22 protein-coding genes are annotated in these 24,933 nt (G+C 51.8%); 11 read left to right on the top strand and 11 right to left on the bottom strand.

Translation table 11 applies throughout. The features are described from left to right. Window positions 1-24: 24 nt before the first annotated feature. The 6 genes from R70331_RS17220 to R70331_RS17195 form a co-directional block, all read right to left on the bottom strand. Window positions 25-819 (bottom strand): ABC transporter permease, encoded by a 795-nt coding sequence (locus tag R70331_RS17220; protein ID WP_042177414.1) that lies wholly within the window; start codon window positions 817-819, stop codon window positions 25-27. Beyond that, window positions 820-1,617, bottom strand: a complete 798-nt coding sequence (locus R70331_RS17215) for an ABC transporter permease (RefSeq protein ID WP_042177413.1) — start codon at window positions 1,615-1,617, stop codon at window positions 820-822. Next, on the bottom strand, window positions 1,614-2,594 hold the full coding sequence (locus R70331_RS17210) for an ABC transporter ATP-binding protein (protein WP_042177412.1): 981 nt from the start codon (window positions 2,592-2,594) through the stop codon (window positions 1,614-1,616). The genes R70331_RS17215 and R70331_RS17210 overlap by 4 nt, the downstream gene beginning before the upstream one ends. A 133-nt stretch (window positions 2,595-2,727) precedes the next feature. Then, window positions 2,728-3,759 (bottom strand): ArsR/SmtB family transcription factor, encoded by a 1,032-nt coding sequence (locus tag R70331_RS30560; RefSeq protein ID WP_052419096.1) that lies wholly within the window; start codon window positions 3,757-3,759, stop codon window positions 2,728-2,730. A 96-nt stretch (window positions 3,760-3,855) separates the two neighbouring features. Further along, complete coding sequence (locus R70331_RS17200; protein ID WP_042177411.1) at window positions 3,856-5,130, bottom strand: MFS transporter; 1,275 nt, start codon at window positions 5,128-5,130, stop codon at window positions 3,856-3,858. Between the two features lie 41 nt (window positions 5,131-5,171). After that, window positions 5,172-5,795, bottom strand: coding sequence for an NUDIX hydrolase (locus R70331_RS17195; protein WP_042177410.1), 624 nt, complete (start codon window positions 5,793-5,795; stop codon window positions 5,172-5,174). Window positions 5,796-5,963: 168 nt separating this feature from the next. Between R70331_RS17195 and R70331_RS30555 the strand changes: the two genes are divergently transcribed. Beyond that, window positions 5,964-7,049 carry a stalk domain-containing protein gene (locus R70331_RS30555; protein ID WP_052419095.1) on the top strand — a complete coding sequence of 362 codons (1,086 nt, stop codon included), beginning with the start codon at window positions 5,964-5,966 and terminating at the stop codon, window positions 7,047-7,049. 134 nt (window positions 7,050-7,183) lie between these two features. Here the strand turns inward: R70331_RS30555 and kduD are convergent, their stop codons facing one another. Genes kduD through kduI form a run of 3 tightly spaced genes read right to left on the bottom strand, consistent with a single transcriptional unit; the run spans window position 7,184 to window position 9,600 of the window. Beyond that, entirely contained in the window at window positions 7,184-7,939 is a 756-nt protein-coding gene (kduD, locus tag R70331_RS17185) for a 2-dehydro-3-deoxy-D-gluconate 5-dehydrogenase KduD (RefSeq protein ID WP_042177409.1), read from the bottom strand. Between the two features lie 37 nt (window positions 7,940-7,976). Further along, window positions 7,977-8,732, bottom strand: a complete 756-nt coding sequence (locus tag R70331_RS17180; RefSeq protein ID WP_042177408.1) for a DeoR/GlpR family DNA-binding transcription regulator — start codon at window positions 8,730-8,732, stop codon at window positions 7,977-7,979. Between the two features lie 34 nt (window positions 8,733-8,766). Next, window positions 8,767-9,600, bottom strand: coding sequence for a 5-dehydro-4-deoxy-D-glucuronate isomerase (kduI, locus tag R70331_RS17175; RefSeq protein WP_042177407.1), 834 nt, complete (start codon window positions 9,598-9,600; stop codon window positions 8,767-8,769). Window positions 9,601-9,789: 189 nt separating this feature from the next. Between kduI and R70331_RS17170 the strand changes: the two genes are divergently transcribed. The 4 genes from R70331_RS17170 to R70331_RS17155 all read left to right on the top strand — a co-directional run bounded on the left by R70331_RS17170 (window position 9,790) and on the right by R70331_RS17155 (window position 15,155). Then, the gene (locus R70331_RS17170) at window positions 9,790-11,478 is read left to right on the top strand and encodes a hypothetical protein (protein ID WP_042177406.1); all 1,689 of its coding nucleotides are present in this window, start codon (window positions 9,790-9,792) and stop codon (window positions 11,476-11,478) included. Between the two features lie 335 nt (window positions 11,479-11,813). Next, a complete protein-coding gene (locus tag R70331_RS17165; protein WP_042177405.1) occupies window positions 11,814-12,296 on the top strand; it encodes an SRPBCC family protein in 483 nt (160 codons plus the stop codon). 1,131 nt (window positions 12,297-13,427) lie between these two features. Further along, the gene (locus R70331_RS31590) at window positions 13,428-14,633 is read left to right on the top strand and encodes a right-handed parallel beta-helix repeat-containing protein (protein WP_156131255.1); all 1,206 of its coding nucleotides are present in this window, start codon (window positions 13,428-13,430) and stop codon (window positions 14,631-14,633) included. Window positions 14,634-14,903: 270 nt separating this feature from the next. Further along, window positions 14,904-15,155: a YolD-like family protein gene (locus R70331_RS17155; protein WP_042177404.1), complete on the top strand. Its 252-nt coding sequence runs from the start codon at window positions 14,904-14,906 to the stop codon at window positions 15,153-15,155. An 85-nt stretch (window positions 15,156-15,240) separates the two neighbouring features. Here the strand turns inward: R70331_RS17155 and R70331_RS17150 are convergent, their stop codons facing one another. Beyond that, window positions 15,241-15,987: an amidohydrolase family protein gene (locus tag R70331_RS17150; protein WP_042177403.1), complete on the bottom strand. Its 747-nt coding sequence runs from the start codon at window positions 15,985-15,987 to the stop codon at window positions 15,241-15,243. Between the two features lie 82 nt (window positions 15,988-16,069). On the opposite strand from R70331_RS17150, the gene ybaK reads away from it, so the two are divergent. Continuing rightward, window positions 16,070-16,543 carry a Cys-tRNA(Pro) deacylase gene (ybaK, locus tag R70331_RS17145; RefSeq protein ID WP_042177402.1) on the top strand — a complete coding sequence of 158 codons (474 nt, stop codon included), beginning with the start codon at window positions 16,070-16,072 and terminating at the stop codon, window positions 16,541-16,543. Between the two features lie 75 nt (window positions 16,544-16,618). Here the strand turns inward: ybaK and R70331_RS17140 are convergent, their stop codons facing one another. Continuing rightward, window positions 16,619-17,365 carry a YdcF family protein gene (locus R70331_RS17140; RefSeq protein ID WP_042182822.1) on the bottom strand — a complete coding sequence of 249 codons (747 nt, stop codon included), beginning with the start codon at window positions 17,363-17,365 and terminating at the stop codon, window positions 16,619-16,621. Between the two features lie 218 nt (window positions 17,366-17,583). Here R70331_RS17140 and R70331_RS17135 point away from each other — a divergent pair, with 218 nt between their 5' ends. The 5 genes from R70331_RS17135 (at window position 17,584) to R70331_RS17115 (ending at window position 24,932) form a co-directional block, all read left to right on the top strand. Further along, window positions 17,584-19,185 carry a response regulator gene (locus tag R70331_RS17135; protein WP_042177401.1) on the top strand — a complete coding sequence of 534 codons (1,602 nt, stop codon included), beginning with the start codon at window positions 17,584-17,586 and terminating at the stop codon, window positions 19,183-19,185. 35 nt (window positions 19,186-19,220) lie between these two features. Next, window positions 19,221-20,978: a cache domain-containing sensor histidine kinase gene (locus R70331_RS17130; RefSeq protein WP_156131151.1), complete on the top strand. Its 1,758-nt coding sequence runs from the start codon at window positions 19,221-19,223 to the stop codon at window positions 20,976-20,978. 27 nt (window positions 20,979-21,005) lie between these two features. After that, window positions 21,006-22,325, top strand: a complete 1,320-nt coding sequence (locus R70331_RS17125) for an ABC transporter substrate-binding protein (RefSeq protein ID WP_042177399.1) — start codon at window positions 21,006-21,008, stop codon at window positions 22,323-22,325. Window positions 22,326-22,537: 212 nt separating this feature from the next. Next, window positions 22,538-23,890: an ABC transporter substrate-binding protein gene (locus R70331_RS17120; RefSeq protein WP_042177398.1), complete on the top strand. Its 1,353-nt coding sequence runs from the start codon at window positions 22,538-22,540 to the stop codon at window positions 23,888-23,890. Between the two features lie 109 nt (window positions 23,891-23,999). Beyond that, window positions 24,000-24,932: a carbohydrate ABC transporter permease gene (locus R70331_RS17115; protein WP_042177397.1), complete on the top strand. Its 933-nt coding sequence runs from the start codon at window positions 24,000-24,002 to the stop codon at window positions 24,930-24,932. The last annotated feature ends 1 nt before the right edge of the window (window position 24,933 follow it).

The following is a 24,933-nucleotide window of genomic DNA, read 5'->3' as shown; positions in this document are numbered from 1 at the left end:
GATGCTCCGCACCTTTTGTATGTCCTATTCCATCTCCATAGAACCCTTAACCCGCGCCAAATATTCGGCATAAAAGAACAGCAGGATTCCGGCCAGATAGAAGACACTTCCAAGCAAGAATTCTTCGGCTATCCTGCTGAGCAGGTATGTATGGCTGATGTCTCCCGGCGTAACGAGTGATTTAGTGACTTCTACCCCTCTTGTCAGCGGGAAAAATTCAGACAGTCTGTGCATCCAGGCCGGCATTAGTGAACGCGGGAAGCTGGCTCCGCTGAACAGCAGCAATAGACCTGCAAGCAGATTAGTCCAGATGTGCATTGACGATGACCACAGGGCAAAGCTGGAGATTACAAACCCGAGCCCGCAGGCTGCAAAAATAGACACAGCCCACACGAGGCCCAGCCAGATCAGCTGCTCCCCGGAGAAGGAAAGCCCAAAGATCAGCGTTCCAAAAGCGAGTCCGAGCGCTGCCGTAAACAAGCCGCTGAACATATGAAATAACGATCTGGCAAAGAAGACGGCTATTTTGTTAGCCGGGCTTGCTACTACCAGCTGAAGCGTACCCATCTGGCGGTCAGAGGTGATGACGGTCATCATACCGAATACAGCATTAAGCACGCATAACAGCAGGGCATTAGAGACGACATATCCGGCAAGATTGCTTCCGTTAAAAGCATATTTGGCAAGCATGGCGAAGAAGAGAAGCTGGCATAACGGGTTGATCACCATAACCATCAGAAAGACTTTGGGGCTAAGCCAGCCGAATAAAGCTTTGAATGATAAATGCGCATGACGATAAAAGCGGGCAACCGGTTCCATCTAAAACACCCCTAAATTCCCATGAATTCTGGCTTTTTTTTCAACCAGCCGGTAGTAGGCAAGTGAAATTATAAAATAAATAACTGTTAGCAGCAGCAATATCCCCCAAGTTCTCATTAGCTCCTCCGTATGTATATCCTCACTGTTAATAATCCGTAGCAGCTTAATTGCCCAAGTTGGCGGCAGTATCCAGGATAAAGGCTTCACCCAGTCCGGCAGTAATGCAATTGGGAACATAAAGCCGCATATAAGATACACAGGGTACTCCAGCATGTTCATAAGGGCATAAGCCTGGCGGGATAATGTAAACGACATTGCCAGAAAGAAGGAGAACACCGACAGCGAACATAACGCAAACAGATAGGCAGATATAAAATACAGCGGATGTTCAATGATTACCTGAACGCGGTAGATGACCATTATATAGAAATAAGAAATCAGCATCGACAGCAATCCCCACAGGGTATTGGCAATAATCTTGCCGGCAAGCGTAAGCCAGAAGGGAACAGGGGCAGCGAACAGCAGCTCTATCGTCCCATAATACTTCTCCCGGTTAACATCACTGGCGGAGGAGAAGACGATGGAGGACCACAGGGTGATAAAACCGGAGCCTAGCACAACATACTGAAAAATATGCTCTGAAGTGGAGTCGCCATAGACTAATAAGGCTATAGTTGAGAACAGAAGCGGCATCAGGAAAATAATAAACTGGAACATCGGACGGGCGAGCGACAGCTTCATATGGACCTTAATGGTATGGAAACAGGATCTCAGGTCAGGCGCAATTATGAAGCTCAAGAGACATCCCCGCCTAACATCTGAATATAGACATCCTCTAGAGTAGGAGTAGTGATCGACATGTTTGTTATTCTGGCAGCACCTGCAATCTGATACAGCTCGATGATGAGCTCTTGCGGCAGGCGGGTTTGAATACGCAGCTGATGCAGCTGATCCGGCGTTGCGGCCTGCAGATGATAGATTGCCGGATGAGTTGATATTGTAGTGCGTTCTTCCTCTGTTAGTCCAGAAATACTGCAGGTTAGAGCGGAAATTTGATCAATTCTTCCCTTAAGCACCTCCGGAGTATCCAGGATTGAAATCATCCCATTGTTGATAAAAGCGATCCGGTCACAGAGCTCATCGGCTTCCGGCATATAATGCGTTGTTAACAGAATTGTTGTTCCCTGTTGCCTCAGCTCACGTAAAATATCACGCAGCTGCCTCGCGCTCACCGGGTCAAGCCCGATCGTCGGTTCATCCAGGAACAGGATTTTTGGTTCATTGATTAGACCGCGGGCAATTTGCAGCTTCTGCTTCATTCCTTTGGAGAAGGTCTCCACTCTGCGGTGAGCGACTTCAGTCAGACCAACGAGCTTCAGCAATTGCGGAATTCTGCTCTTCTGCACATGGAGGGGAACTTTATACAGATCAGCGAAATAGGCAAGATTATCATACGCTGACAGCCGCCAATACAGATTGCGCTCGCCGCCGAGAATAAAGTTGATTTGTGAACGAAGCTTCTTGAACTCCCTCACAGGATCAAGCCCGAGAATACGGACCTCACCAGAGGTAGGAGTAAGCATCGTTGTCAGAATTTTGATGGTTGTGGTTTTACCCGCACCGTTTGGACCTAAGAGTCCCAGTATCTCCCCTTCACGAACGGTAAAAGAAATACCCTGGAGCGCTTCAACCGTTTTCCGTTTTCGCTTAAACAATCCTTCATCTGTGTGGTATGTCCGTTTTAAATTGTGAACCTGAATGATATCAGCATCCATAATAAGATAACCTCCTTATATATGTAAGATAATCGTCTTATATTAAGATAACATTATTTTCCTGTAGATTACAAGCAGAAATGTATGCCGAAAAAAAACGACCGCCGAAACAACCGGCGATCGTCTGGTATTATTATTCTTCCGCCTGGACAAATGAACGGAGCCCTTTGAGCAGCTTGCTGAATTTGGCATGGTTGAGCTCAAAATATTTGATGTTGCCGACCTTCTCTTCAAGAATTAAATCAGCTTGCTTCAATATTTCCAGATGATGTGAGATCGTCGCGGTTGTTAAATCGAGAGTGTTAGCAAGCCGTGCCCCGTATTCCTTGCGCTGATGAAGGATACGCAGAATCATGATGCGGTTCCGGTCTGATAATGCTTTTATCTGCTTCTCCAGATGCTGGCTTTGCTCCAGAACATCCATCTGTGCATCGTAGCAGCCGTAAATAATGATACATGTATGATCATCAAACAGCCGGATGTGATGGGGGCTCAGGAAATAGGAAGGTATATAGTAAAAGGCCTGATAGTCACTGATTCTGCGAAACGTTTTGCCCATCAGCTTCTGCGCTAACGGAAGCGGTTCCAGCCCGAAAGCTTTAGCCGACTGAATGGCGGCTTCAAATAAGCCTTGTCTGGTCTCCAGGTGCTTCCGGAAAACAGCTGAGAATGCGATCTCTGTCATCAGACGATTGATGGAGATGCGGATCAGTTTAATTTCAGTGAACATTACCTGCATAAACTCCGGTTTATCGCCAAAGACGTAAGCTGCCTTTTGCCCGATAACCGCAGCTCTGTCAGGATGGAGTAAGGCTTCAGTGACCTGGCCGAAGGTCAGCTCCCCGCCGAATAAATAATACAGATACTGCTCGTCTGACAATCTGGACAATTCATCTGAGAAGGTTGTGATTTCATTGAAATGCGGGAATGGAATAAAAAATTCATAGAGGTTCATGAAGTCCCAGTTGCTTCGTGTCCGCCAGTCGGTAAGAAAGGCAATAGACTCAGCAGACAAAGCTTGCTGCAAAAGCTCATGCTCCTGCTGTGCAAATAAATGCTGATCAGGCTCAGTGTAGCTTGACAGTAACGCGATTGCTTCTGCTACAGAGGAGACTGTATGAATTGCTGCCGGAGTGATTTTGTTTTCGCTTTGTTCTAATGCCACAGGACATCCCCCTTTACACTCCATTTAACATAAGAGCTGCCGTTCTTTTTGTCAAACCTCCGGCAGGCCTGGGCAGTTCTCAACTGACCGTCAGGTTTAATGGCCGGGAAGCTCAGTGTCTTCAACCTTCAGCAGCGATTTGGCGTACACTATTCCAACCGCTACAGCAAAGCAGGTCAGGCAAGCGGCAAACACATACAGCCTGACGATGCCAAACGTCTCTGCCGCCCAGGCCATCCCCAGCAGGGAGATGCAGAAGAACAGGTGGAGTACTGTCGCCTGTGCGGATAATACCTTAGGCAGCTGCTCACTGTTCACGCTGTGCTGGACAAGGGTGCGGCGGGTTACGATACTCAGCTCGGCAAAGGGCCCCATCAGAAGGACGAGCACAAGGGCAAGGATAAGGTTCGTATTGACCGCGTACAGGAAAGTAAGCAGGCCGTAACCGGCCATGCCGATCAGCATAAAGCGCAGCAGTCTGCTGCCGATCCGGCGTACAGCCGAAATGACCAGCAGTCCTCCGCCGATGGTGCCGGCAAAATAAGCAGCGTTAATGAATCCCCACCATTCTTCACCCTGTCCCAAAGCCTGTTGGACAAAAATCAGGGTGAACGCACCGACCCAGACCGAGCCTCCAAGCATGTCGATTGCATCTATAGCGGTAAGGGCTCTTAATGCCGGGGTGCGCCAGATGATTTTCCAGCCTTCACTCAGTACCGACCATCCCGAATTCCGGGGAAGATTGCTTTCACTGCCGGTGGCACTCGGTTCCGGGGCTGTATTCCCGGCTTCCGGCTCCCTGATCTGCAGAGTGAACAGGGCAGCCAGGGCGTAGATTACAGCAGTTAGCAGGAGTGTGGAGGAGGTTCCGATCCAGATGATAATCAGGCCGCTGAGACCCCAGCCGGCGAACTGGACAACCTGGTCGCTGACGGATAACAGGCCGTTGGCCCGCAGCAATCCTTCACGTGATGCGGTAAGCCTCGGGACGAGTGCATTGCGCGCAGGAACCGTCCAGCCGTCCAGAAAGGACATTGCAAAGATCAGCAGGAACACAATGAACAGTGAAGCATTGCCGCCCTGTATGCCGAGATAAGCTGCCATCACGGCAAAGAATACGAACTGCCCGGACTGCGACAGCAGGAGCAGGCGGGACAGCTTAAACCGTTCGATCAGCAGGGGGGCGAGCAGGCCGCTGATCATCTGCGAGAGTGAGCGGAACAGAGGGACCAGCGTCGCTGAGATCAGGCTGCCGGTATGGTCCAGTACCAGCACAGTTAGAGCCATAATATAGAGGACATCGGCAGCATTTGCCGCAGATTGAGTGCCCCATAAGTAGTAAAAGGATTTGCTGAGCCGAATCTTATTCATTACATTAAAGTCTCCATTATCCCGGGTATGATTTGGTATAATTAAGCAAATACGGCAGAAATGCCGGCAATGATCTTCCTGTAATAGGATGGTTCATGCGGAACAAAGGAGCTGATAACCGCTTCTTCGTCAATCGGTATACGAAGCGTACCTTCCATACGGAAGCCCCGGACCCGTATGGAGCTCCTGCTGCCTTCCCATAGACTGCTAAAGTCTGTAAAGCTGGCGGTGACGAGGCCGGCGACCTCTTCAGGCTGCAGGTTAAAGGCCTCCATCGGTAAGGCCGTTTCAAGTATAAAGACGTTAGCACGTTCACGGTCAAGGAAGCCCGACGTATCCATGGTATATGGAATAATGCCCAGCGGATGCAGTGCCGCAAAGGGGACTGAAATCCCAAGCTCCTCTTCAAGCTCGCGGATGCCGTCCTGCGGGGTTTCATGGGTGAGCAGATGTCCTGCGGCTGTGATGTCCAGCAAGCCGGCATAATCCCGTTTCTGCCGGCTGCGCAGCTGGAGCCAGATGGATATTTCCCCGTCAGGTTCCCGGCTCACCAGCCAGCAGTGAAAGGTCTCATGCCACAGTCCGAGCCGGTGCACGTCATTGCGGGGGGCAGAACCGGTTATATTCCCGTCTTCATCAAATGTAGTGAGCCATTCATCGTTCATGGGTGTTCCCCTTTTGTTATGTAGTTATGGAGCAGCCGTAATTAAGATTACTTAGAGGGTGTTTGGTTAAGTAATGTAGACAGCCTGCTGTTCATCGGCTAAATATAACATAGCCTTTGATTCACGGGCAATGCTTTGCCTTTTCAATAATAATAAGGAGGTATGTTAGTGAATACTCTATTAAACTCCCGTCTTAGCAAGCTGATTCTTGCTACTGCCATTATGTTCTCCGGATTTTTTGCCGGCAGTGCCGCTACGATGGTCTATGCAGATTCCCCGGTCACTTCAACCGCTATTTATAAGGCTTATCTGGATGTGGATATCGTTGCGGCAGCCGAGAAAAGCGGACTAAACCGCACAGTAGCCGACTATCTGGCTTCATCAGGCAATCCGCTGGATGTAAAGGCGGCAGCTATTAATGCCTTGTATTCAGACCTGGCCTGGTCGGACAGGGAGCATGCAGAGGAATATTCGCAGCTGGTGTACGGTAAATCCACTGCTGCACTGGATAAGTCTGCTCTGAGTGCCCAGCAGCTGTTTGTTATCGGATATTTGAAGGTGCTGGATCATTATCTGGACCCGGATATCACCTGGATAACTGCAGCACAGAAGGCACTGCCGGACAGCCAGACGGTCGCCTTGATCCATGCACTGGCGGCTTCACAGCAAAATATGGATTGCAGCTGGGTCATCACGGAGCAGGTGCTGGATGATACGGAGCTGACCAAGGATCTGAGGCAGGGTGCGGTAAATATTATTACTGAGTACATGGTGCTGTACAAGGGAAGCCCGTGCCAGTCCTCGGGAGAGCAGCCGGGAGTAGACAGACTGGCAGATGATATTTTGCAGGATGCGGTTGTCCTGTCCATCGGGCAATCGGCTGTGCTGGTTAAAGGCAATGCGGCAGCAATAGACAGTGCGAACTCAAGTGTGGTGCCGTATATCCGCAACAATACAACAATGGTCCCGCTGAAATTTATTTCTGATAAGTTCGGTGCCCGCATCGAGGTCAATACGAACAAGCTGGAGGCCACTGTTGTATATCTGAATCAGAAGACGGTTGTCCCGAAGGTTGAGATCAGAAACGGGCGGACCTTTGTCCCGCTTAGGGCTGTAATGGATATTTTTAAAAAGCAGACCTATTACAATAAGGGATTAATCATCATCACAGCCAATATAGCATTGGACGCGCAGAATCCGTTGAACGAGCAGGCGGCAGAGCTGATGAGGAAAGAATTGTTGTCTCTTAAATAACGCCGGACCCATATGTTGCAGAAATGCTCAAGCGGGTTGATACAATACTTTGCAAAAAAAGCACCCGCAGGCCAGTGGCCTGCGGGTGCAAGTGTATGTGATAAAGCTCCTTCATTCGGAGGAATGAAGAGATATTATCTAGCTAACCATCCGCCGTCTACAGCCAGAATGTGACCGTTCAGGTAGTCGGACGCGGCAGATGCCAGGAATACAGCAGGGCCTTTAACATCTTCAGCTGTTCCCCAACGTCCTGCAGGGATACGGTCAAGGATTGAATCGGAACGGCTCTGGTCGGCACGGATTGGTGCAGTGTTCTCAGTAGCCATGTACCCTGGAGCGATAGCGTTAACGTTCAGGCCGAATTGAGCCCACTCGTTAGCGAATGCCTTAGTCAGACCGGCAACAGCATGCTTACTTGCAGTATAACCAGGAACGTTGATACCGCCCTGGTAGGACAGCATGGAGCAGATGTTGATGATTTTTCCTGTGCCTCTTTCAATGAAGTGACGGCCGGCGATCTGGGACAGCAGGAACACAGTGTTCTGGTTAAGGTTAATTACATCAAACCAGTCTTTTTCACTGTGGTCTTTGGCTGGAGTGCGACGGATCATACCTGCACAGTTAACAAGAATGTCAACGTGGCCGGTCAGTTCCAGTGCCTGGTCAAAAGCGCCCTGCAGCTTGGTGTGATCGCTCAGGTCAGCTTCGATGCTAAGTGCTTTTACGCCGTAAGCTTCTGCAGCTTTTACGGATTCTTCGCTGCTGTTCAGGGAGATGGAGACTACATCTGCGCCTGCCTCAGCGAATGCAAGCAGAATGCCTTGTCCAAGACCTTGTGCTGCTCCGGTTACGATTGCTGTTTTGCCTGCAAGACTGAATAGTGATGACATAATAATATTCGCTCCTTTAGATGTGCTGTTATTTAAATTACCCGACTTCAATATTGATGCCTGCACTCCGGAACTGCTCTGCCGTTTCAGGCGGGAGACCGCTGTCTGTAAGCAGCACATCGACTTCACGGAGGGAAGCGAAGGTGCGCAGTGCAGTCTGCCCGAACTTGTGATGATCACAGGCAGCAAATACCTTGCGGGCGGTGGATACCAGCGCCTGCTTGAAGTCAATCAAATCACCGGTGTAGATAGACAGTCCGTGCTCGATGTGCACGGCTGTAGCCGACAGGAAAGCTTTCTGTATATTTAGCTTTTTGACGTAGGCGACGGCTTCAGGGCCGGCCAGCATGTTGCGGACACGGTAACCCCCGGGAACGACAAGACGGATGTTTTCTTTTGGAACGAGCTCGCTGATGATGTACACATCATTGGTAACAACCGTCAGGGACATATTGTCCAGCCGCCGGGCAATTTCCAGCGTCGTGCTTCCGCCGTCCAGGGCAATGATGTCGTCCTTCTCGATATGGGTAATGGCGCGCAGGGCAATCTCCGTTTTGTCGTCGGCATATTTATCCAGCGGATTCTTGAGCGGGAGGATGCCGAACTGATCGCTTTGGGCAAGCACAGCACCGCCGTGTACCCGCATTATCAGTCCTTGTTCCTCCAGCTTGCTGAGGTCCTCGCGAATCGTTTTGCCGCTAACCTGGAGTTTGTCACTAAGCTCATTTACCGTAACATCCTTCTGGTTCAGCATAACTTCCATAATCATCTCGTGCCGCCGTATCGGGTTCATCCGCCTGCCTCGTCTTTCCGAAATTGGTTATGTTCTATTTCAGTTCTTTCATGCTTACAGGGTCCATGTCATCGTAGCGCTTGTTATCTCCGGCCATGCTCCAGATGAAGGTATAGTTGTGTGTACCTACACCGCTGTGGATGGACCAGCTTGGAGAAATAACAGCCTGCTCGTTGTGCATAACGATATGGCGGGTTTCGTTTGGTTCACCCATCAGGTGGAACGCGATCGAATCGTCCGGCAGATCGAAGTAGAAGTAGGCTTCCATCCGGCGCGGGTGAGTGTGGGATGGCATTGTATTCCACATGCTGCCCGGCTTCAGCTGGGTCATACCCATAACAAGCTGTGCACTCTGTACGCCGTTGGCATGGATGAAGCGGTGAATCGTACGCTCATTGGAATTTTCCAGTCCGCCGAGTGCGCCGGATTCGGATTCTTCCAGTGTAGTTTTAGTAGTAGGGTAGGATTGGTGTGCAGGAGCCGAGTTCAGATAGAATTTGGCTGGTTTGGCACTGTCAGCGCTTTTGAAGACAACATCCTGGACGCCTTGTCCTACATACAGACATTCTTTGTAATCGATCTCATAGTCAGTACCGTCAACAACGACAGTTCCCTTGCCCCCGACATTGATAATACCCAGCTCGCGGCGCTCCAGGAAGTAAGTAACCCCAAGCTCCTTAAGATCAGTTGTAAGTACAACATCCTGGTTTACCGGATTAGCTCCGCCGACGATCATGCGGTCTTCGTGGGTCAGGACAAGCTTCAATTCATCCGGAGCAAAAATAACCGGGATATGGAACTCCTTGCGCAAGCGCTCTGTGTCAAACTGCTTCACTTCATTCGGATGCGATGCAAAACGTCTTTCCATTTCGTATTCATTCCCCTTCACTAACATATTTTCGTTCGTATAGGTACAATTTAATCCATTTACGTTCATTTGGCAAGAGATAATCTTTTTTAGTACGTGTATTTTAGTTTATTTGTTGGTTTTTGTGATTGCTAAATGAACGGAAAGCGTGCACAATAGGATGGAAATAATACCCTGGGAGGGGAAAAGATGACGGCTCAGTTACACTATAAACTAGACAATCCCTATGCATATAGACAGCGGGAGATTATCCGAAATGCGGCATCTGAGGCACTGGAGCTGCCGCTGCAGGACAGCGGCCTGTGGTTTCATGACGATGTACGCAACAACTTCTATTATGCATGCTATCTTTTCGCGGCTGCTGTAGATGATGAAATGCTTCCGGAATCTGAACGAGAGACGGCTAAGCAAAAAGCGGAGGCGGTGCTGCTGGAAACCGTGCTGCTGCAAAACCGGCAGCCTGAAACACACCTGTACGGCCACTGGCCGCTCGGACTTGGTCTGCTGCCCCGTGAAGCCGCTCCGCATGAGCTGCCTGTGGAGATTATGGGCAGTCTGCTGGTCTGGTTCTGCAAATACTATAACAGCCAGCTGAGTGCGGCGCTTAGAGTGGCTGTACATACGGCCACCGGACATATTTACCGCAGCGGTTTTTTCCGTAAAGAGGTTGTGCATTACGGACACCACGAAGCCAAGTATACAGCCGCCAAGCTGATCTTCGGTCAGGTGTTTGAAGATGAGGAGCTGCGGCAGGACGGGCTTGCCAGCCTTAAGCAGACGCTGGACTACATTAAGAACCATGGCATGCCTGAATACGGCAGCCTGCCATGGTTCTGGCACTGGGTGCAGGCGTTCACCTGTGCCTGGGAGCTGGAGGAGGACAGCGCAGTAAAAGCAGCGCTAAGCGAGATGCTTGACCATCTGTGGTATGAGCGTGCTGCGTTCTATCTGCGCGGAGCATGGGTTGGTGCACACTCCCGCGGATGGCCGCATGATGTGCCGGCAGACCGCAACGTGCTGCATGATTATGTGCAGTTCGGGAATTTCCCGCTTAGCAGTAGCATGCCGCGTACAGAGTACGCCGGATTCCTGTTCTATGAAGCTCCGGCACAGGCAAGGGAGCTGGCGCTGGACCGCCGTAACCCTATTGAAGTACAGAAGCTTACGCAAAAGGTGGTTCCCGGCGACATTCAGCCGCAGCCGCGCTTGCATTCCTATGCTTATATTACAGAAGACTATGCGGCAGGCGGCCTATGGGAAAGAGTGGAAGAGTTTGATAATGAACAGCTCCGCTGGGCTTATTCCCTGCCGGTCAGCGGGAAAAGGGACGTTAACCGGCTGTTTTTCTTCCATCCGGGCGAGGGCTACCGTGCAGGCGATCCCCGCCACCAGAGTCCTTATATGGAAGTGCTGTACTATAAGGGGACGGTGTTGTCATTGTTCCCTGTACCTGAAGGAACGGATAATCCGATTATCGGTGTGCTCCCGGAAGGGGAGTGGCAGCAGCAGGAACAGGCCGTGTACGGCCTGGTGAAGGATGTTTATTTTGCCGTCTGGCTGTCGCATGCGTATCAGCTGGCGAGCCGAGAGGGATATCTTGAGATTGCGGCTGCAGGAATACCCGGCGGTGTGACGGTTGAAGCGGTTACGGCAAGGGAGGCCGCGGCTGCAGGCATGAACAGCCTGACGGAGTTCGCAGCTGCCATGTCAGCACGCAAGCCTGCATTTACTGTGGGGGCCGGTGGAGCGGAAGCAGCACTCTTAATAGCGCACACTGCCTTTACCGGTGACTTGCTGCGGCTTGAAGCCGGCACAGATCACGGCACTGTTGCTGCAATTAACGGCAGTCCGGTTAGCTTCGAGGATTATATGGTATAGTATCCGCAGCTTCCTTGATAACGTGCTGTGCAGCTGCTTTTCTTTTCGGGAGGACGGTCTGGATAACATATAATGAGTATGGCCCAGCTGTACTAATTGGATTTTCGCCACTTAATTTCCGAATTTCGTAACTTTTAGGACGTTTAGATGGAAAAAGGAACCTTAATTTCATTCGTAAGGCTCATTTGAGAGGAAGTAAGTAAATTTAAGATACCTATTTCAACCTAATGCTGTTGTTACCGGAAGTTCTTTATGAGTTAGGTTGCAAAATTCCACTTAATCTACACAGCGATTCTGTAAGATGGGGCAATTTCACTGAGACTGGAGGTATGGATATGATCGCCAAACTGCAGAAGGGGCATGCCGGCACTACAGCAACCATTGAGCGGCATTACAAGCATTCCGCAGAGCAAGTCTGGGCATATCTGACCGATAACGAGCTGCTGCCCAAGTGGTTTCCTGAGCTTCGTTCCGGGGAACTGCGAACAGGCGGAAGTATGACGTTTGATATGGGAGACGGCACCTTTGAGTTTATGGAAATCTCCGATTATGTACCGGCCTCTGTGCTGGAATATGCCTGGGGTGCAGATAAGGTGCGCTTTGAGCTTGAAGAGGTGCCCGGCGGCAGCCGTATGCTGCTTATCGAAACAATCGGCACATTCACTGACCATACCCCCAAAGATCTGGCCGGCTGGCATGTCTGTCTGGAAGTTATAGAGTCTCTGCTGGACGAAAATGTGCCGGTTAACCGTAAGCTTGCTTGGGAAGAGCAGTACAGGAAGTATACAGCGCTGGTTGAGCAGTATCTCAATAGCTGAACATTTATAAGCTGCCCGTTTGGGTGGCTTTTTTTTGCGCTGTTCAAGGGAAAGGGCCTAACTGGTGACAAGCTTTGGGGAGCGAGATATGTAATGAAATACTGAAAATCCATGTAAATATATACATTTCACATATATGTAATAAAGTACATAAAAATCATCTGTACAATTCCAAAAATTTACTTATAGTGGAGATTAGATTGGTTACTGCGAAAAATTCATTTTTGCAGCAATCTGCATATTGCGTGGTAAAGGGGAGATGCGATGAATATATAAGTACATCCATCAGTAGAAACAGCCAAGAACGACAGTGTAATGCAATAGCTGCAACTGGTTCTGAAAAAATATATTATTCTGGAGGTAAATGTTAACGTGAAAATAAAAAAGAGATTTTCTTTCACTGCATGTATTGCGCTTTCAGCTATGCTCGCCTTTGGAGGCCTGCAGTGGGGTATCCCGTCAGTCCATGCGGCAAGCCTCTTCAGTGAAGACTTTGAGTCCGGAAGCGCCGGTAACTGGACTAGTACGACGGGAACCTGGTCTGTAGTACAGGACGGCGGCAGTTATGTATATTATCAATCCGGCAGCGCAGAGGGGCGCACTTCGGCTGGAAGCAGCGCCTGGACCGACTATAGCGTCAAGGCTGACGTAAAAATTGATAATTTCAACGGCAACAACCGCACGTATGTGTGCGGCCGATACCAGGACGGGAACAATTATTATGCCGCTTCCATATCCAACTCGAACGGAGGCACATTGGAGATCCGCAAGAAATCGGGCGGCGAAAGCACTACACTGGCATCGAAAACCGGCTTCGCTATCACTACCGGAACTGTGTATAACATCCGGCTTGAATTGAGCGGAGACTCTATCAGCATGTATGTAAATAATGTGCTGCAATTAAATGCACACGATAACATTATTGCATCCGGCGGAGTTGGATTGATTGCATACAAGACGGCAGCCAAGTTCGATAACGTTATTGTAAGCGATGCCACGGCTGTCCCTACTTCCACACCAGGCACATCAGCAGCACCTACTAATAGTCCGACAGCAACCCCGACAGTAGCGCCAACAGCAGCACCTACGCCTACTGCAACTCCTGCAGCAACAGCGACTGCGGCTCCTACAATTGCCCCGACTGCTGCCCCGACTGCAACTCCGGTCTCCGGTGCACTTTATGTTGCGGCTAATGGTGCGGCAGGCAATGCAGGTACCATTGGAAGTCCGACTACGCTGCAATCTGCATTGACCCGGGTTGCTGCAGGCGGCACGATTTACTTACGCGGCGGTACGTACTCCTTCTCTTCACCGGTAACCATAGAGCGTGACAACAGCGGCACCTCCGGTGCCCGCAAGAGCATTGTTGCCTATGGCAGTGAAAAGCCGGTTTTTGATTTCTCTGCACAAGCCTTTGCATCCACTGAGCGGGGATTACAGATCTTCGGCCATTACTGGCATGTGAAGGGTCTGGAAGTCAAAGGAGCCGGAGACAACGGCATCTTTATCGGCGGCAATTACAACATTATTGAGAATGTGGAGACGCACCATAACCGGGATTCCGGCCTGCAGATCAGCCGTTATGCCTCTTCTGCCTCCAGCATGAGCGACTGGCCGAGCTATAATCAGATTATCGGTGTATACTCTCATGACAATTTTGACCCGGACAACGGGGAGGATGCAGACGGATTTGCCGCGAAGCTGACTATCGGTCCCGGCAATGTATTCGATAGATGTATTGCGGCCTGGAATACAGATGACGGCTGGGATCTGTACACCAAGACGGATACCGGTCCGATCGGCGTCGTAACCATTAAGAACAGTATTGCTTATAAGAACGGCCAAACTTCTGATGGCAATTCAACTTCCAATAGTGACGGCAACGGCTTCAAATTGGGCGGGGAATCCATTTCCGTGAACCATATTGTGACGAACAGCATTGCCTTCCAGAACAAAAAACACGGGTTCACCTATAACAGTAACCCCGGCTCCATCAAAATGACCAACAATACGTCATGGAGCAATGGCGGAAGCAACTATGCTTTTGATGCAGGCACCCATGTCTTCACGAATAACCTGAGCTTTGCCGGGGCATCAAGCGACAAGACTAGCGGAACGGATGTTTCCAGCACAAATGTATGGTGGAAGAATAAAGCCAGCACCAATGGGAAAGGACTCGTGGTCAGCAGTGCTGATTTCGTGAGCCTGACTCCTGCGGTTGTACGGAATGCGGACGGCTCGTTCAGCCTTGGCAATTTCCTGAAACTGGCCACTGGCAGTGATCTGATTGGGTCCGGGACCCCAAGCGGCACTAACATCGGCGCCACGATTCAATAGTTATAGGATAGCCTGACAGACACCAAAGAGGATTAAATGAATGTATGTTTCTGGAGCAGGAAAGGAACCGGAGCTGTCCGGTTCCTTTTTGCTGTGCAGTGCGCTGAGACCCGCCATTATAGGGTAAGTGAAATCCAGATTTATACAGTTACCGGAGGGAAAATAACCTGCTGTGCGGTTTAATGCCGGGCATGTACATGTTATACTATTCAGGAGCAATCATAGGATGGCATGATCGTATTTTTCAGGATGGCTTATTGGAGGAATAGCGTGGCAAAAGCGAAGGTGGCCAAACGGCCGACAAGAGATGAATTTGTGCTGGAGGAGCTTGGCAACCAGCTGACTGAAGCGATGCAGGAGGAGTCAGTAATCCTGCTCACCGTATGGGGCAAGGAAGAAGAGGTGCGCGGGCAGATTACCGGTATGGATTCACGGACCGGCAAGGTGCATGTAAGCTCTAATGAGGAGCTGCTCAAGGTCCCTTTCATGGATATTATGGCTGTTAATTATCCGCGCGATTAGATAGCCGGGACGGCGCAGTCTAATGGCGGTACAATAACTGAACCCTTGGGATACCCAAGGGTTTTTGTTATGCCCGTACAATCGCTCATTTCAGGTACCAGTCAGACGCATTTCTATAAAGCACTTTGTCAGCCAGCTCCTCACCCAGTGTGTCGTAAATAAGCTCAATATCTGAAGCATGGTAAGGGCGGCGTGCCCTGGTGGACGGCAGGTCAGTCCCGAACATTAACGCATCCGGATTAACGGCAGCGATTGCACGCAGCGCCTGCGGTACATCAAGCTCGACGCGGCCGAAGCCAGTGGCTTTTACACGGACTCCTTTATCAATAAGGTCAAGAAGATGGTGAAAACCGCTCTGCGACAGGCCTAGATGATCTACTGATACAGCTGGAAGGGCAGCCAGCACCGGGGCGATGCCAGGCAGATTCACAGAGTCGATGTAGAGCTCCGTATGCCAACCGGCTATTTCATGGACTCTCCTGGCCACGTAATCAAGCTGAGACAAGTCTTCCGAGCCGCCGCGCCTGACATTGAACCGGACAGCCCTTACGCCATAACTGTGCAGCCTAAGCAGCTCTTCGTCAGTAGTATCATGGGGAAGCTGTGTTACGCCGACAAAGCCGGAACCCAGTGACTGCAGGGCGTCTGTTAAATAAGTCTGGTCAAACCCCTGAAAGGACCCGGAGACAACCGCGCCGCCGATCAGCTGGAGCTCCCGGACAGTGTCCAGATAATTCCGGCAGGTAAAAGGGTCAGGTAGATAGCCTTGATTCTCGATCAGCGGAAAACGGGGGTCAATGATATGCATATGGGCATCAAATGCAGTGCGCATGTAATCTCCTTCCTTCAAGCGGGAATAGAATGCGTGTATAATAGCTTTTAATACATAAACGGGCTGGAAAGGTTGGAGCAGGATGCAGATCAGCAAAACCAATGCACTGCGCATGCTGGATGCCAAGGGCATCAGCTATGAGGTGCACTTGTATGACAATGAGGATGGGGCTATTCACGGAACCGCAGTGGCTGAGAAAATCGGCCTTGACCCGGATACTGTGTTTAAGACCCTGGTGGCGCACGGCGGACCCAACCTGTACGTGTTCGTCATTCCGGTAGGCGAAGAGCTGGATTTGAAAAGTGCGGCCAAAGCCTCCGGTGAAAAGAAAATCGAGATGCTGCCGCTGAAGGATCTGCTAAAATGGACTGGGTATGTACGGGGCGGTTGTTCTCCGGTCGGGATGAAAAAGCTGTATCCGACCTTTATTGAGGAGACCGCACAGCTGTATGACACCATTGCGGTCAGCGCAGGCAAAATCGGCATGCAGATGGAGCTTGATCCGCAGGAGCTGGCCGGGATGACCGGCGCCGTGTTCTGCGGGCTGGTGAAATAAGCTGCCGGCTACAGAAAGCAGTGGCTGGGGGTTCCCCCTGGACCACTGCTTTTATTTGATCGGGACTAAGCCTGTCTACAGCCCGGCTGCCAGCAGGCCGAGGTATTCCTTCATTGCAACACCGGTGGACTGCATGGCACCGGGCGAAGGGAACAGCTTGGAGAGGTAGAAGGAGCCTCCTTGGCTGACGGTATAATCACTCGGGTAAGCCTGAGGTGATAACCCAGCCTTACGGAATTCCTCCATCCCACGCACGATATGGAAGCCGGAGGTGACCAGCACCGGCCGGCTGAGCCCGCGCTCCTTCATCAGCGCTGCGGTAAACTCAGCGTTCTGTCCGGTATTGAGCGACTGGTTCTCGGTCAGAATATCCTCTGCCGGTATCCCGAGACCAATCAGCTGGCGCTTGGCGATATCCGCTTCATTGCCGCTGTCGGTGTATACCTGGCCTCCGGTGAAGAGCAGAGGCAGTCCGGTTTCCCTGTACAGCCGCGCTGCTGTCAGCAGCCGGTTGGCTGCAGCGCCGGACAGATTGCCCTCGCCGTCAATATCCGGCGTGCCGCTCGTCGCCCCGCCGCCCAGGACAACAATAACATCACCGTCGATCCGGGACGGCTGTGCATATTTACGTTCCAGGCCGCCCATCAGCAGCTCAGCCGTCAGCGGGGTCATGGACAGGTACAGGAGTACTGTTATAATGAGCAGCATCAAGGCAGGACGGCGGTTCTTGCGCCATATCCAGATTGCAGCCGCAGTGAACAGCAGGACGAACAGGCCCGGCGGCAGAACGAAGCTGTAGAGGAATTTAATGAAATAGATCAGGTGGAAAACCGCCTTTCCTTTTTTGTACAAGTATACAAGCTGTACAGGGTTTGTGCCATGCTGCAGCGGAAATCCAGGAAGGCCCTTCAGCGGCAGGAGGCTTAAAAAACTGCGGTTTTCCATTAAAAAGCTGCATCTGCCGGACCGTGCTTCTATGGTACATTAGTGGTGGGGAAATCCCGGAAACGGCTGCATGACATATACACGGAGGGACAAGAATGAACAGAAGCATACGTGTTGTATTGGCCGATGATGAGCCGGTTATTCTGCGCGGTCTCAAAAAGCTGATTGCCTGGGAGTCGCTCGGTCTTGAAATTGTCGGGGAAGCCAGTGACGGGATTGAGTTGAAGGCGCTGATTGACAGTGCAGCTCCCGATCTGATTATCAGTGACATTAGTATGCCGGGATATTCAGGCATTGATATTATACGCGGCATACATGAATCCGGGCGTTCAATCAAGGTAGTGTTTATCAGCGCATACCAGGAATTCACCTATGCCCGGGAGGCCCTGCAGTACGGCGCTCTGGATTACCTGATTAAGCCGGTCAACACCGGCCAGCTGGAGCAGGCGGCAGGCAAGGCTGCGGCACTGATCCGCCAGGAGTCGGAGGAGGAGCGGAACAAGGAGATGCTCAAATCCTACGAACGTAAAAATGTCACCGGCACAATCGAAGAGCTGCTGGAGCAGCTGACAGACGGGAATAAAGGGGCAGCCGCTGCCCTGGTCCGGATCGGGAATACGTCGATAACCAGATATGCTACGGTATGTGCAGTTGAGACCGATGAATACAGCAGCGGCTCTTCCCGCTGGGAGGAGCATGAGCGCAAGCTGGTGGAGTTTGCTCTGTCGAATATCATAAAGGAAACGGTGGAAAGCGGCGGCGGGTATGTATTCCGCAAGGGGGAGCGGCTCTGCATTCTTCTGCAGCATGAACAGCCGGACATGCCGCAGGAGCTGATGGAGGATCTGCACCAGAAGGTCAACAGCTATCTTAAGCTGCAGGTAACCATTGGGGTCGGACGGCCTGCCGGCGGGATTGAGGAGGCGGATGAATCGTACCGCAGCGCTTTGAAAGCGCTCAAATCGAAGTATTTCTCCGGACTGAACCGGGTGATCGCTGATGATAGCGGGGCTCAGGCCGCATATGATCTGTCATCGACCGCCGGGCTTGCAGAAGTTCAGCTGTCGCTGATAGAAGCGCTGAAGATGCTTGAGAAGGAGGAATGCATGCTGCGCGCCGGAGAGCTGCTGGCGGCGGTAGCGCGGCTCTCCGGCGGCAGCCCGGCTCAGGCGGTAACGCATCTTTACAATACGGTGGTGCAGCTTGAGCAGGAGCTTGCCGAATACAGCGCAGATGCCGCGGCCCAGCACGGACCCAGTCCGCTGCTGCTGGAGCAGTTCACCGCCGCTCCGACCTATGCCGCTCTGGGTTCTGCTTTCTGCACTGCTGTGCAGCAGCTGTTCGGGCAGCTGGCCGGCCGGCTGAGCGGCAAGGAAATGCCCCAGCTGCTGCAGATGAAAGCCTATGTAGAAGAGCATTACTCCGAGAATATTACGCTGGAATCCATGGCGGCCATGCTATATATGAACCCGTATTATTTCAGCAGCTTTTTCAAGAAGCATACCGGCCAGAACTTCAAGCACTATTTAACAGAGGTCCGGATGAATCACGCCCGCAGGCTGCTGCTCCAGAGCAGCCTCATGATCTATGAGATTGCCGAGCAGGTCGGCTATAACAATGCCCGCCACTTCAGCGATATGTTCAAGAAGAAATTCGGCAAGCTGCCGCAGGAGTACAAGCAGTCATGGAAGCCGTAACTGCTTACACCTGTTAATGATAAGGAGGAATAACCGTGCTGAACCGGGGGCGGAGAAGCAGCAGCATTTTTGTCAAATTTTCGGCGTCTTTTCTGCTGGTGGGGCTGATTCCGCTGCTGGCGCTCAGTTTTTTTTCCGTGCAGACCTTTTCCGGCTATGTGGAGCGCTACACGACCAGTAATCTGCAGCAGATGGTGCTGTATATGAGCTATAATCTGAATTCTGCGTTTAACCAATACAATGAAATATCCAAGCTGATGTATACCGGCCGTTATGACGGATATATCGACAGCTACAGCCGCAACCAGACGGCAAACGTCAATGACCAGGGCCAGATCAATGCCATCCCGATCGACAGCTTCCTCAAAACGCTGCTGTTCAGCGACTCTTATATTACCGGAGTGCAGTTTGTGCGCAGCTCGGACGGCAGAGTCTACTCGCAGCAGAAGGAGAACCGCTCGCTGGTAGCAGATACATTCGCCCGGCCGGAATGGCTGGCGGCTATGGCTGCAGATCCCGCCAAGGCGGCGGTGTTCCCGGCACATACAGACGATTATTTTTTTGATTCCCGCAAAACGGTGTTCACCATCGGGCGTACCCTGATTGATACCTCGGGCCGGGTTACGCGTGAGCCCAAGGTTGTAGGCACCCTGTTTCTGGACATCGACACGTCGCTGTTCCGGCAGTTTAGCGAGGAGCTGAGTCTCGGACCCAAGGATGAGCTGTATTTGCTCGACGGCCAGAACAGGGTGTATTTCAGCAATCAGGATGCGGCTCCAGGCACAGTGGTGAACCCCATCCTTGATGACGAGGAGCGGATTACACTCAGTCAGAACATCCCTTTTCTGGAGGGGCAGGTTATCGCCAGGATTCACCGCGGCAGCCTGTTCGAGCAGCTGCTGTCGGCGAGGACAACCGTTTATATTGCGATTGCCATCTGCGCAGTCGTAATGATTGTGATGGGTGCGTGGTTTTCCCGGCGGCTGGCCGCACCGATCCGGGAGCTGATCAGGCAGATGACCGTTGTGGAGTCCGGCAACCTGGACACCCAGCTTACGGTGAACAGCAATGACGAGATGGGCAGGCTGGCGCACGGCTTCAACCGGATGGTGGAGCGCCTCCGAATCCATATCGACGAGGCTTATGTCGCCCAGATTAAGCAGAAGCAGACCGAGCTGAATGCGCTGAAGAGCCAGATCAGGCCCCATTACTTATACAACACCCTTGAAGTCATCCGGATGAATGCGGTGGACAAGGAGGCAGGGGAGGTGGCGGATATGATTCTTGCCCTCTCCGATCAGCTGAAATATGTCATTGATTACGGGGAGGACCGCGTCAGCCTCGGCAGCGAGCTCGCGCATCTGCATAATTACTTCTATATTATTTCCGTACGCTATGAGAACCGATATACGCTGCAGCAGGATATTCCGCCGGAGATTGACCTGAGCTGGCCGGTGCTGAAGCTGTCGCTGCAGCCGATTGTCGAGAACGCCGTACAGCACGGCCTGCGCCAGAAGGGCAGGGGGACCGTCGGTATCACGGTAGAGCGGAGAGCGGACGGGCTTGCAGTAACAGTATATGATGACGGAATCGGTATGAGCCGGGAGATCCTGTCGCAGATTCAGAGGAACCTGGAGGACCCGGGTGCCCCGAGCAAAAATGTCGGATTGAAAAATGTCCATGAGCGCATCCGTACAAGCTTCGGGGAAGAGTACGGACTTACAGTCAGCAGCCGGGAGCATATCGGAACCTCTGTTACCCTGCTGTTTCCCGTGCTTGAACAAGGAGCTTAGTCTACTGTGAGGGAGCGCAAGCGATGTATGTACAAGAATAGCAGAATTCAAACAACAGCCGGTATGCTCGTTATTGCGGCCCTCCTTGTATCCTGCGGCAGCAGCCGTTCACAGGACAATGGCGGCGAAGAGGTGCCGAAGCTGCAGCCGGTTAGCTTTTCCATTGCTTATGCAGCCGGGGATATGGCGACTACCCAGGCGCTGAAGGCGGTCATTGCCGCTTATATGCAGACACATCCCCATGTGACGATTAAAGATACTAGTGAAATATCCTCCAATGCCTATCTGGACTGGCTGAAAATAAAGGATGCGGTCGGTGAGTTTCCCGATCTGCTGGAGATGCGTGATACCGAGGCCTTTGCCGCTGCAGGTAAAATCGCCCCGCTCCCGCCTGAGCTGGTAGAGCTGCTGGACCAGCCGGTGGAGGTATTCGGCCAGGTGTGGAACGCTCCGCTGTATGAAACCCCGCCGCAAGGCATCATCTACAGTAAAAAGGCTTATGCGGCAGCCGGAATTACCAGGCTTCCCGCAACGTATGAGGAATTTCTGGCGGTACAAGAGAAGCTTGAGGCCTCCGGCATTACACCGCTGGTAGCCGGAGGCAAGGATCTTTTTCACCTGGGCTTCTGGATCAACAAATTCTGGATTGATGATGTCTATGCGGATGACCCGGACTGGAATGCCCGTAAAACAGCCGGAGCGGCGAGCTTTACCGATGCCGGGGTACTTCAGGCAGTAAGTGATTTTAAAATGTTGTTTACCCGGTATGTGGACAAAGGCTGGCAGAACATCGGGGACAACCAGACGATCTCGTATCTCGTTACCGGCAAGGCGGCGCAGCTCTATTCGGGGCCATGGATGTTCTCTCCGATTGAAGCCGCTGATCCGGCCTTTGAATTCGGATTCTATGCGGTGCCGGACCGGAAAGGGCAGGTGAATGTGACCGGCCTGCCTTCGCCCGCGGGCTGGTCCTTCTCGGCGGAAGCCGCCCGTGATCCGCTGAAGAGCGCGGCGATCACTGATTTTTTGCAGTACTTTTTCGAGCCGGCCCAGTACAGCCGGTTTCTGTCAGCCATTAACGGCATTCCGGCGACCAAATCCAAGGCGGCTTATCCGGCAAGCGAGGCAATGAATGAAGTGCTGCGCATCCTGAGTGATCCGCAGACTGTGAAATCCAGGATGATGAACAACTGGTGGGGGGCTAATACCCTGCCCCAGCAATTCCGTAACTGGTATTATAAGCTGCTGGAGGAGCTGGTTGTTACGGACGGCGATGTGCTCAGCGTAATGCAGGAGGCGGACCGGGAATATGACCGGCAGGCGCTGGAAGAAGGCTTGGGGAAATAGCACGGCATAAGGGGAGATCTGCGGATCTCCTTTTTTGCTGCCCGGATTCACTTAAAATTACCGCATACGGAGCTTAAAAAACTGCATTCAACCTTGGAGGGCAGAATGCTATTCTGTAATCACAAGGAAACGCTTTCTAAGATGATGCGCACATCGGGTGCTGTTTCCGGCTCTTTCACTCAATCATGAGAATTATAGGGGGTCTTGTTCATATGTTAAAAAAATCAGTAACCGCGTTGTCCGCAACGCTGCTGGCAGCAACAGCGATTCTGGCGGGCTGCGGCAGCAATAGTAATGCTTCAGATGCTTCTAACAACGGAAATACAGCTTCTTCATCCAATGCACCGGCGGCAACTACTGAAGCGAAAAAGGAAGTGCAGTTCTCCATCGGCTATGCATCCGGTGACCCGGCGACCAAAGCGGCGATTGCAGAGGCCGTCAAAGCATTCATGGAAGCCAATCCAAACGTCAAAATCAAGGATATCAGCGAAACCTCCTCTGCAGCCTATCTGGACTGGCTTAAGACGAAGGATGCGGTCGGCGAATTCCCTGATCTCGTAGAAATCCGTGACACCCAGGTGTTTGCGGATGCCGGCAAAATCGTCGAGCTGCCGTCCGACCTGCTGGAGCTGTTCGACAATCCGCCGCAGGTAGACGGCAAGGTATGGAATGCACCGATGTCGGTCAACGTGCCGCAGGGCATTATCTACAGTAAAAAAGCGTATGCGGATGCCGGAATCACCGAGCTTCCAAAAACCTATGACGAGTTTCTTGCGATCCAGGAGAAGCTGAAGTCCAGCGGGATTACTCCGCTCGTGGTCGGCGGCAAGGATATTTTCCACATGGGCTTCTGGGTGAACAAGTTCCTGATCGATGATGTGTATTCGAAGGACCCGGACTGGAACTCCAAGCGGACGGCCAAGACCGTAAGCTTCACCGATGCCAACGTTGTACAGGCCATTACAGACTTCAAAGACCTGTTCACTAACTATGTGGACAAAGGCTGGCTCAGCACCGGGGATAACCAGACGGCGTCCATTCTTGTAGCTGGCAAAGCAGCCCAGCTCTTCTCCGGTACCTGGATGTTCACGCAGATTCAGGAGGCTGATCCAGCCTTCGAATTCGGTTTCTATGCGATTCCTGACCGTGAGGGCAAAGTGAACGTAATCGGTCTGCCGTCACCTGCCGGCTGGTCGCTCTCCGCCGAAGCAGCCAAGGACGCGGACAAAACAGAGGCGATCAAGGACTTTATCCGCTTCTTCTTCGCCCCTGAGCAATACGCCAAATATCTGTCCAGCATCAACGCGATTCCTTCCACCAAAGAGAAGGTTACCTATGAAACCGGAGAGCAGATGCAGGTTGCCCTTGACCTGATTGCAGATGCGAATGTTACCAAATCACTGGCGATCAACAACTGGTGGGGTGACAATCTCATTCCTCCGCAGTTCCGCAACTGGTTCTACAAGCTGCTGCAGGATCTGGTCGTGAAGAATGAGAACGTCACGGATTACATGAAGCAGGCAGATACCGAATATGATGCACAGGTAAAAGCAAACCAGCAATAACAGTATTAGTTTTTGTCAAAAAGAAACAGCTCCCCGGGGGAGGGAAGTCCTGCTGCTCAGCAGGTTCAAGCCCTCTTGCCGGGAAGCATCTCCGGGAGGGAGAGCATCCATGGCTACAGCAATTCAGCAAGCAGACAAGCCGCTAACGGCGCTAAAGCCTAAGAAAAAGAAGCGGTTCCAGTCGTATGCGCTAATGTTTATTTTGCCTTCATTTCTGATCTATACGCTGTTTGTCATCGTGCCGACGGCAGGCAGCATTTATCTCAGCTTCACCTCATGGGACGGAATCAGTGACGATATGCGGTATATCGGGTTTGCCAATTTCGTGGAAATCTGGCACAGCCCCCGTGTGCACAACGCGCTTAAGAATACGCTGGTGATGACCATCAGCCTTGTCATACTGGAAAATATCGCGGCGATTGCCATGGCCATTCTTGTCGATAAGGTCCGGTGGTTCCGCAACCTGTTCAGAAGCATCTTTTATTTCCCGACGCTGCTCAGCGGAATTGTAATGGGCTTTGTCTGGGCAATGATCCTGAACTATAACTTCGGCGTATTCAATCAGATTCTTGATGCAATCGGACTGGGCAGCTGGGTGGTTGACTGGCTGGGCAATCCGAAGTACGCCATGCTTTCGATTATTTTGTCCACGGTCTGGAAGGGCGCAGGGTACTATATGATTATTTATCTGGCCGGGCTGCAGGGCATTCCGCCTGAGCTGAATGAAGCGGCAAGCATAGACGGGGCAAACGGCTTCCAGCAGTTCCGCCATATCACCTTCCCGCTGCTGGCCGGTTCAATGACAGTATGTATGGTACTGGCGATGATCAGCGCGCTGAAGATTTTTGACCAGATTGCCGTCATGACGGACGGCGGGCCTGGCTTTGAGACCGAGACATTAACCTATATTATTTATAAAGTCGGCTTCGGAGAGCTGCGGCAGGGCTTTGGTACGGCGCTGGCAATGGTGCTGTTCCTGATCATTATGCTGATTACGGTCATACAAGTGAAGTTCCTCCGGAAACGGGAGGTGCAGATGTAGC

The organism is Paenibacillus sp. FSL R7-0331 (assembly GCF_000758645.1).
GTDB lineage: Bacteria > Bacillota > Bacilli > Paenibacillales > Paenibacillaceae > Paenibacillus_AQ > Paenibacillus_AQ camerounensis.
Note: the sequence above shows the minus strand (reverse complement) of the source record. Positions and strands in the feature narration are given on the sequence as shown.

Coding starts and splice junctions, on each gene's coding strand:
- R70331_RS17220 (WP_042177414.1), bottom strand. CDS start 819: ATGGAACCGGTTGCCCGCTTTTATCGTCATGCGCATTTATCATTCAAA.
- R70331_RS17210 (WP_042177412.1), bottom strand. CDS start 2,594: ATGGATGCTGATATCATTCAGGTTCACAATTTAAAACGGACATACCAC.
- R70331_RS17200 (WP_042177411.1), bottom strand. CDS start 5,130: ATGAATAAGATTCGGCTCAGCAAATCCTTTTACTACTTATGGGGCACT.
- R70331_RS17195 (WP_042177410.1), bottom strand. CDS start 5,795: ATGAACGATGAATGGCTCACTACATTTGATGAAGACGGGAATATAACC.
- kduD (WP_042177409.1), bottom strand. CDS start 7,939: ATGTCATCACTATTCAGTCTTGCAGGCAAAACAGCAATCGTAACCGGA.
- R70331_RS17180 (WP_042177408.1), bottom strand. CDS start 8,732: ATGAACCCGATACGGCGGCACGAGATGATTATGGAAGTTATGCTGAAC.
- kduI (WP_042177407.1), bottom strand. CDS start 9,600: ATGGAAAGACGTTTTGCATCGCATCCGAATGAAGTGAAGCAGTTTGAC.
- R70331_RS17170 (WP_042177406.1), top strand. CDS start 9,790: ATGACGGCTCAGTTACACTATAAACTAGACAATCCCTATGCATATAGA.
- R70331_RS17165 (WP_042177405.1), top strand. CDS start 11,814: ATGATCGCCAAACTGCAGAAGGGGCATGCCGGCACTACAGCAACCATT.
- R70331_RS17150 (WP_042177403.1), bottom strand. CDS start 15,987: ATGCGCACTGCATTTGATGCCCATATGCATATCATTGACCCCCGTTTT.
- ybaK (WP_042177402.1), top strand. CDS start 16,070: ATGCAGATCAGCAAAACCAATGCACTGCGCATGCTGGATGCCAAGGGC.
- R70331_RS17135 (WP_042177401.1), top strand. CDS start 17,584: ATGAACAGAAGCATACGTGTTGTATTGGCCGATGATGAGCCGGTTATT.
- R70331_RS17125 (WP_042177399.1), top strand. CDS start 21,006: ATGTACAAGAATAGCAGAATTCAAACAACAGCCGGTATGCTCGTTATT.
- R70331_RS17120 (WP_042177398.1), top strand. CDS start 22,538: ATGTTAAAAAAATCAGTAACCGCGTTGTCCGCAACGCTGCTGGCAGCA.
- R70331_RS17115 (WP_042177397.1), top strand. CDS start 24,000: ATGGCTACAGCAATTCAGCAAGCAGACAAGCCGCTAACGGCGCTAAAG.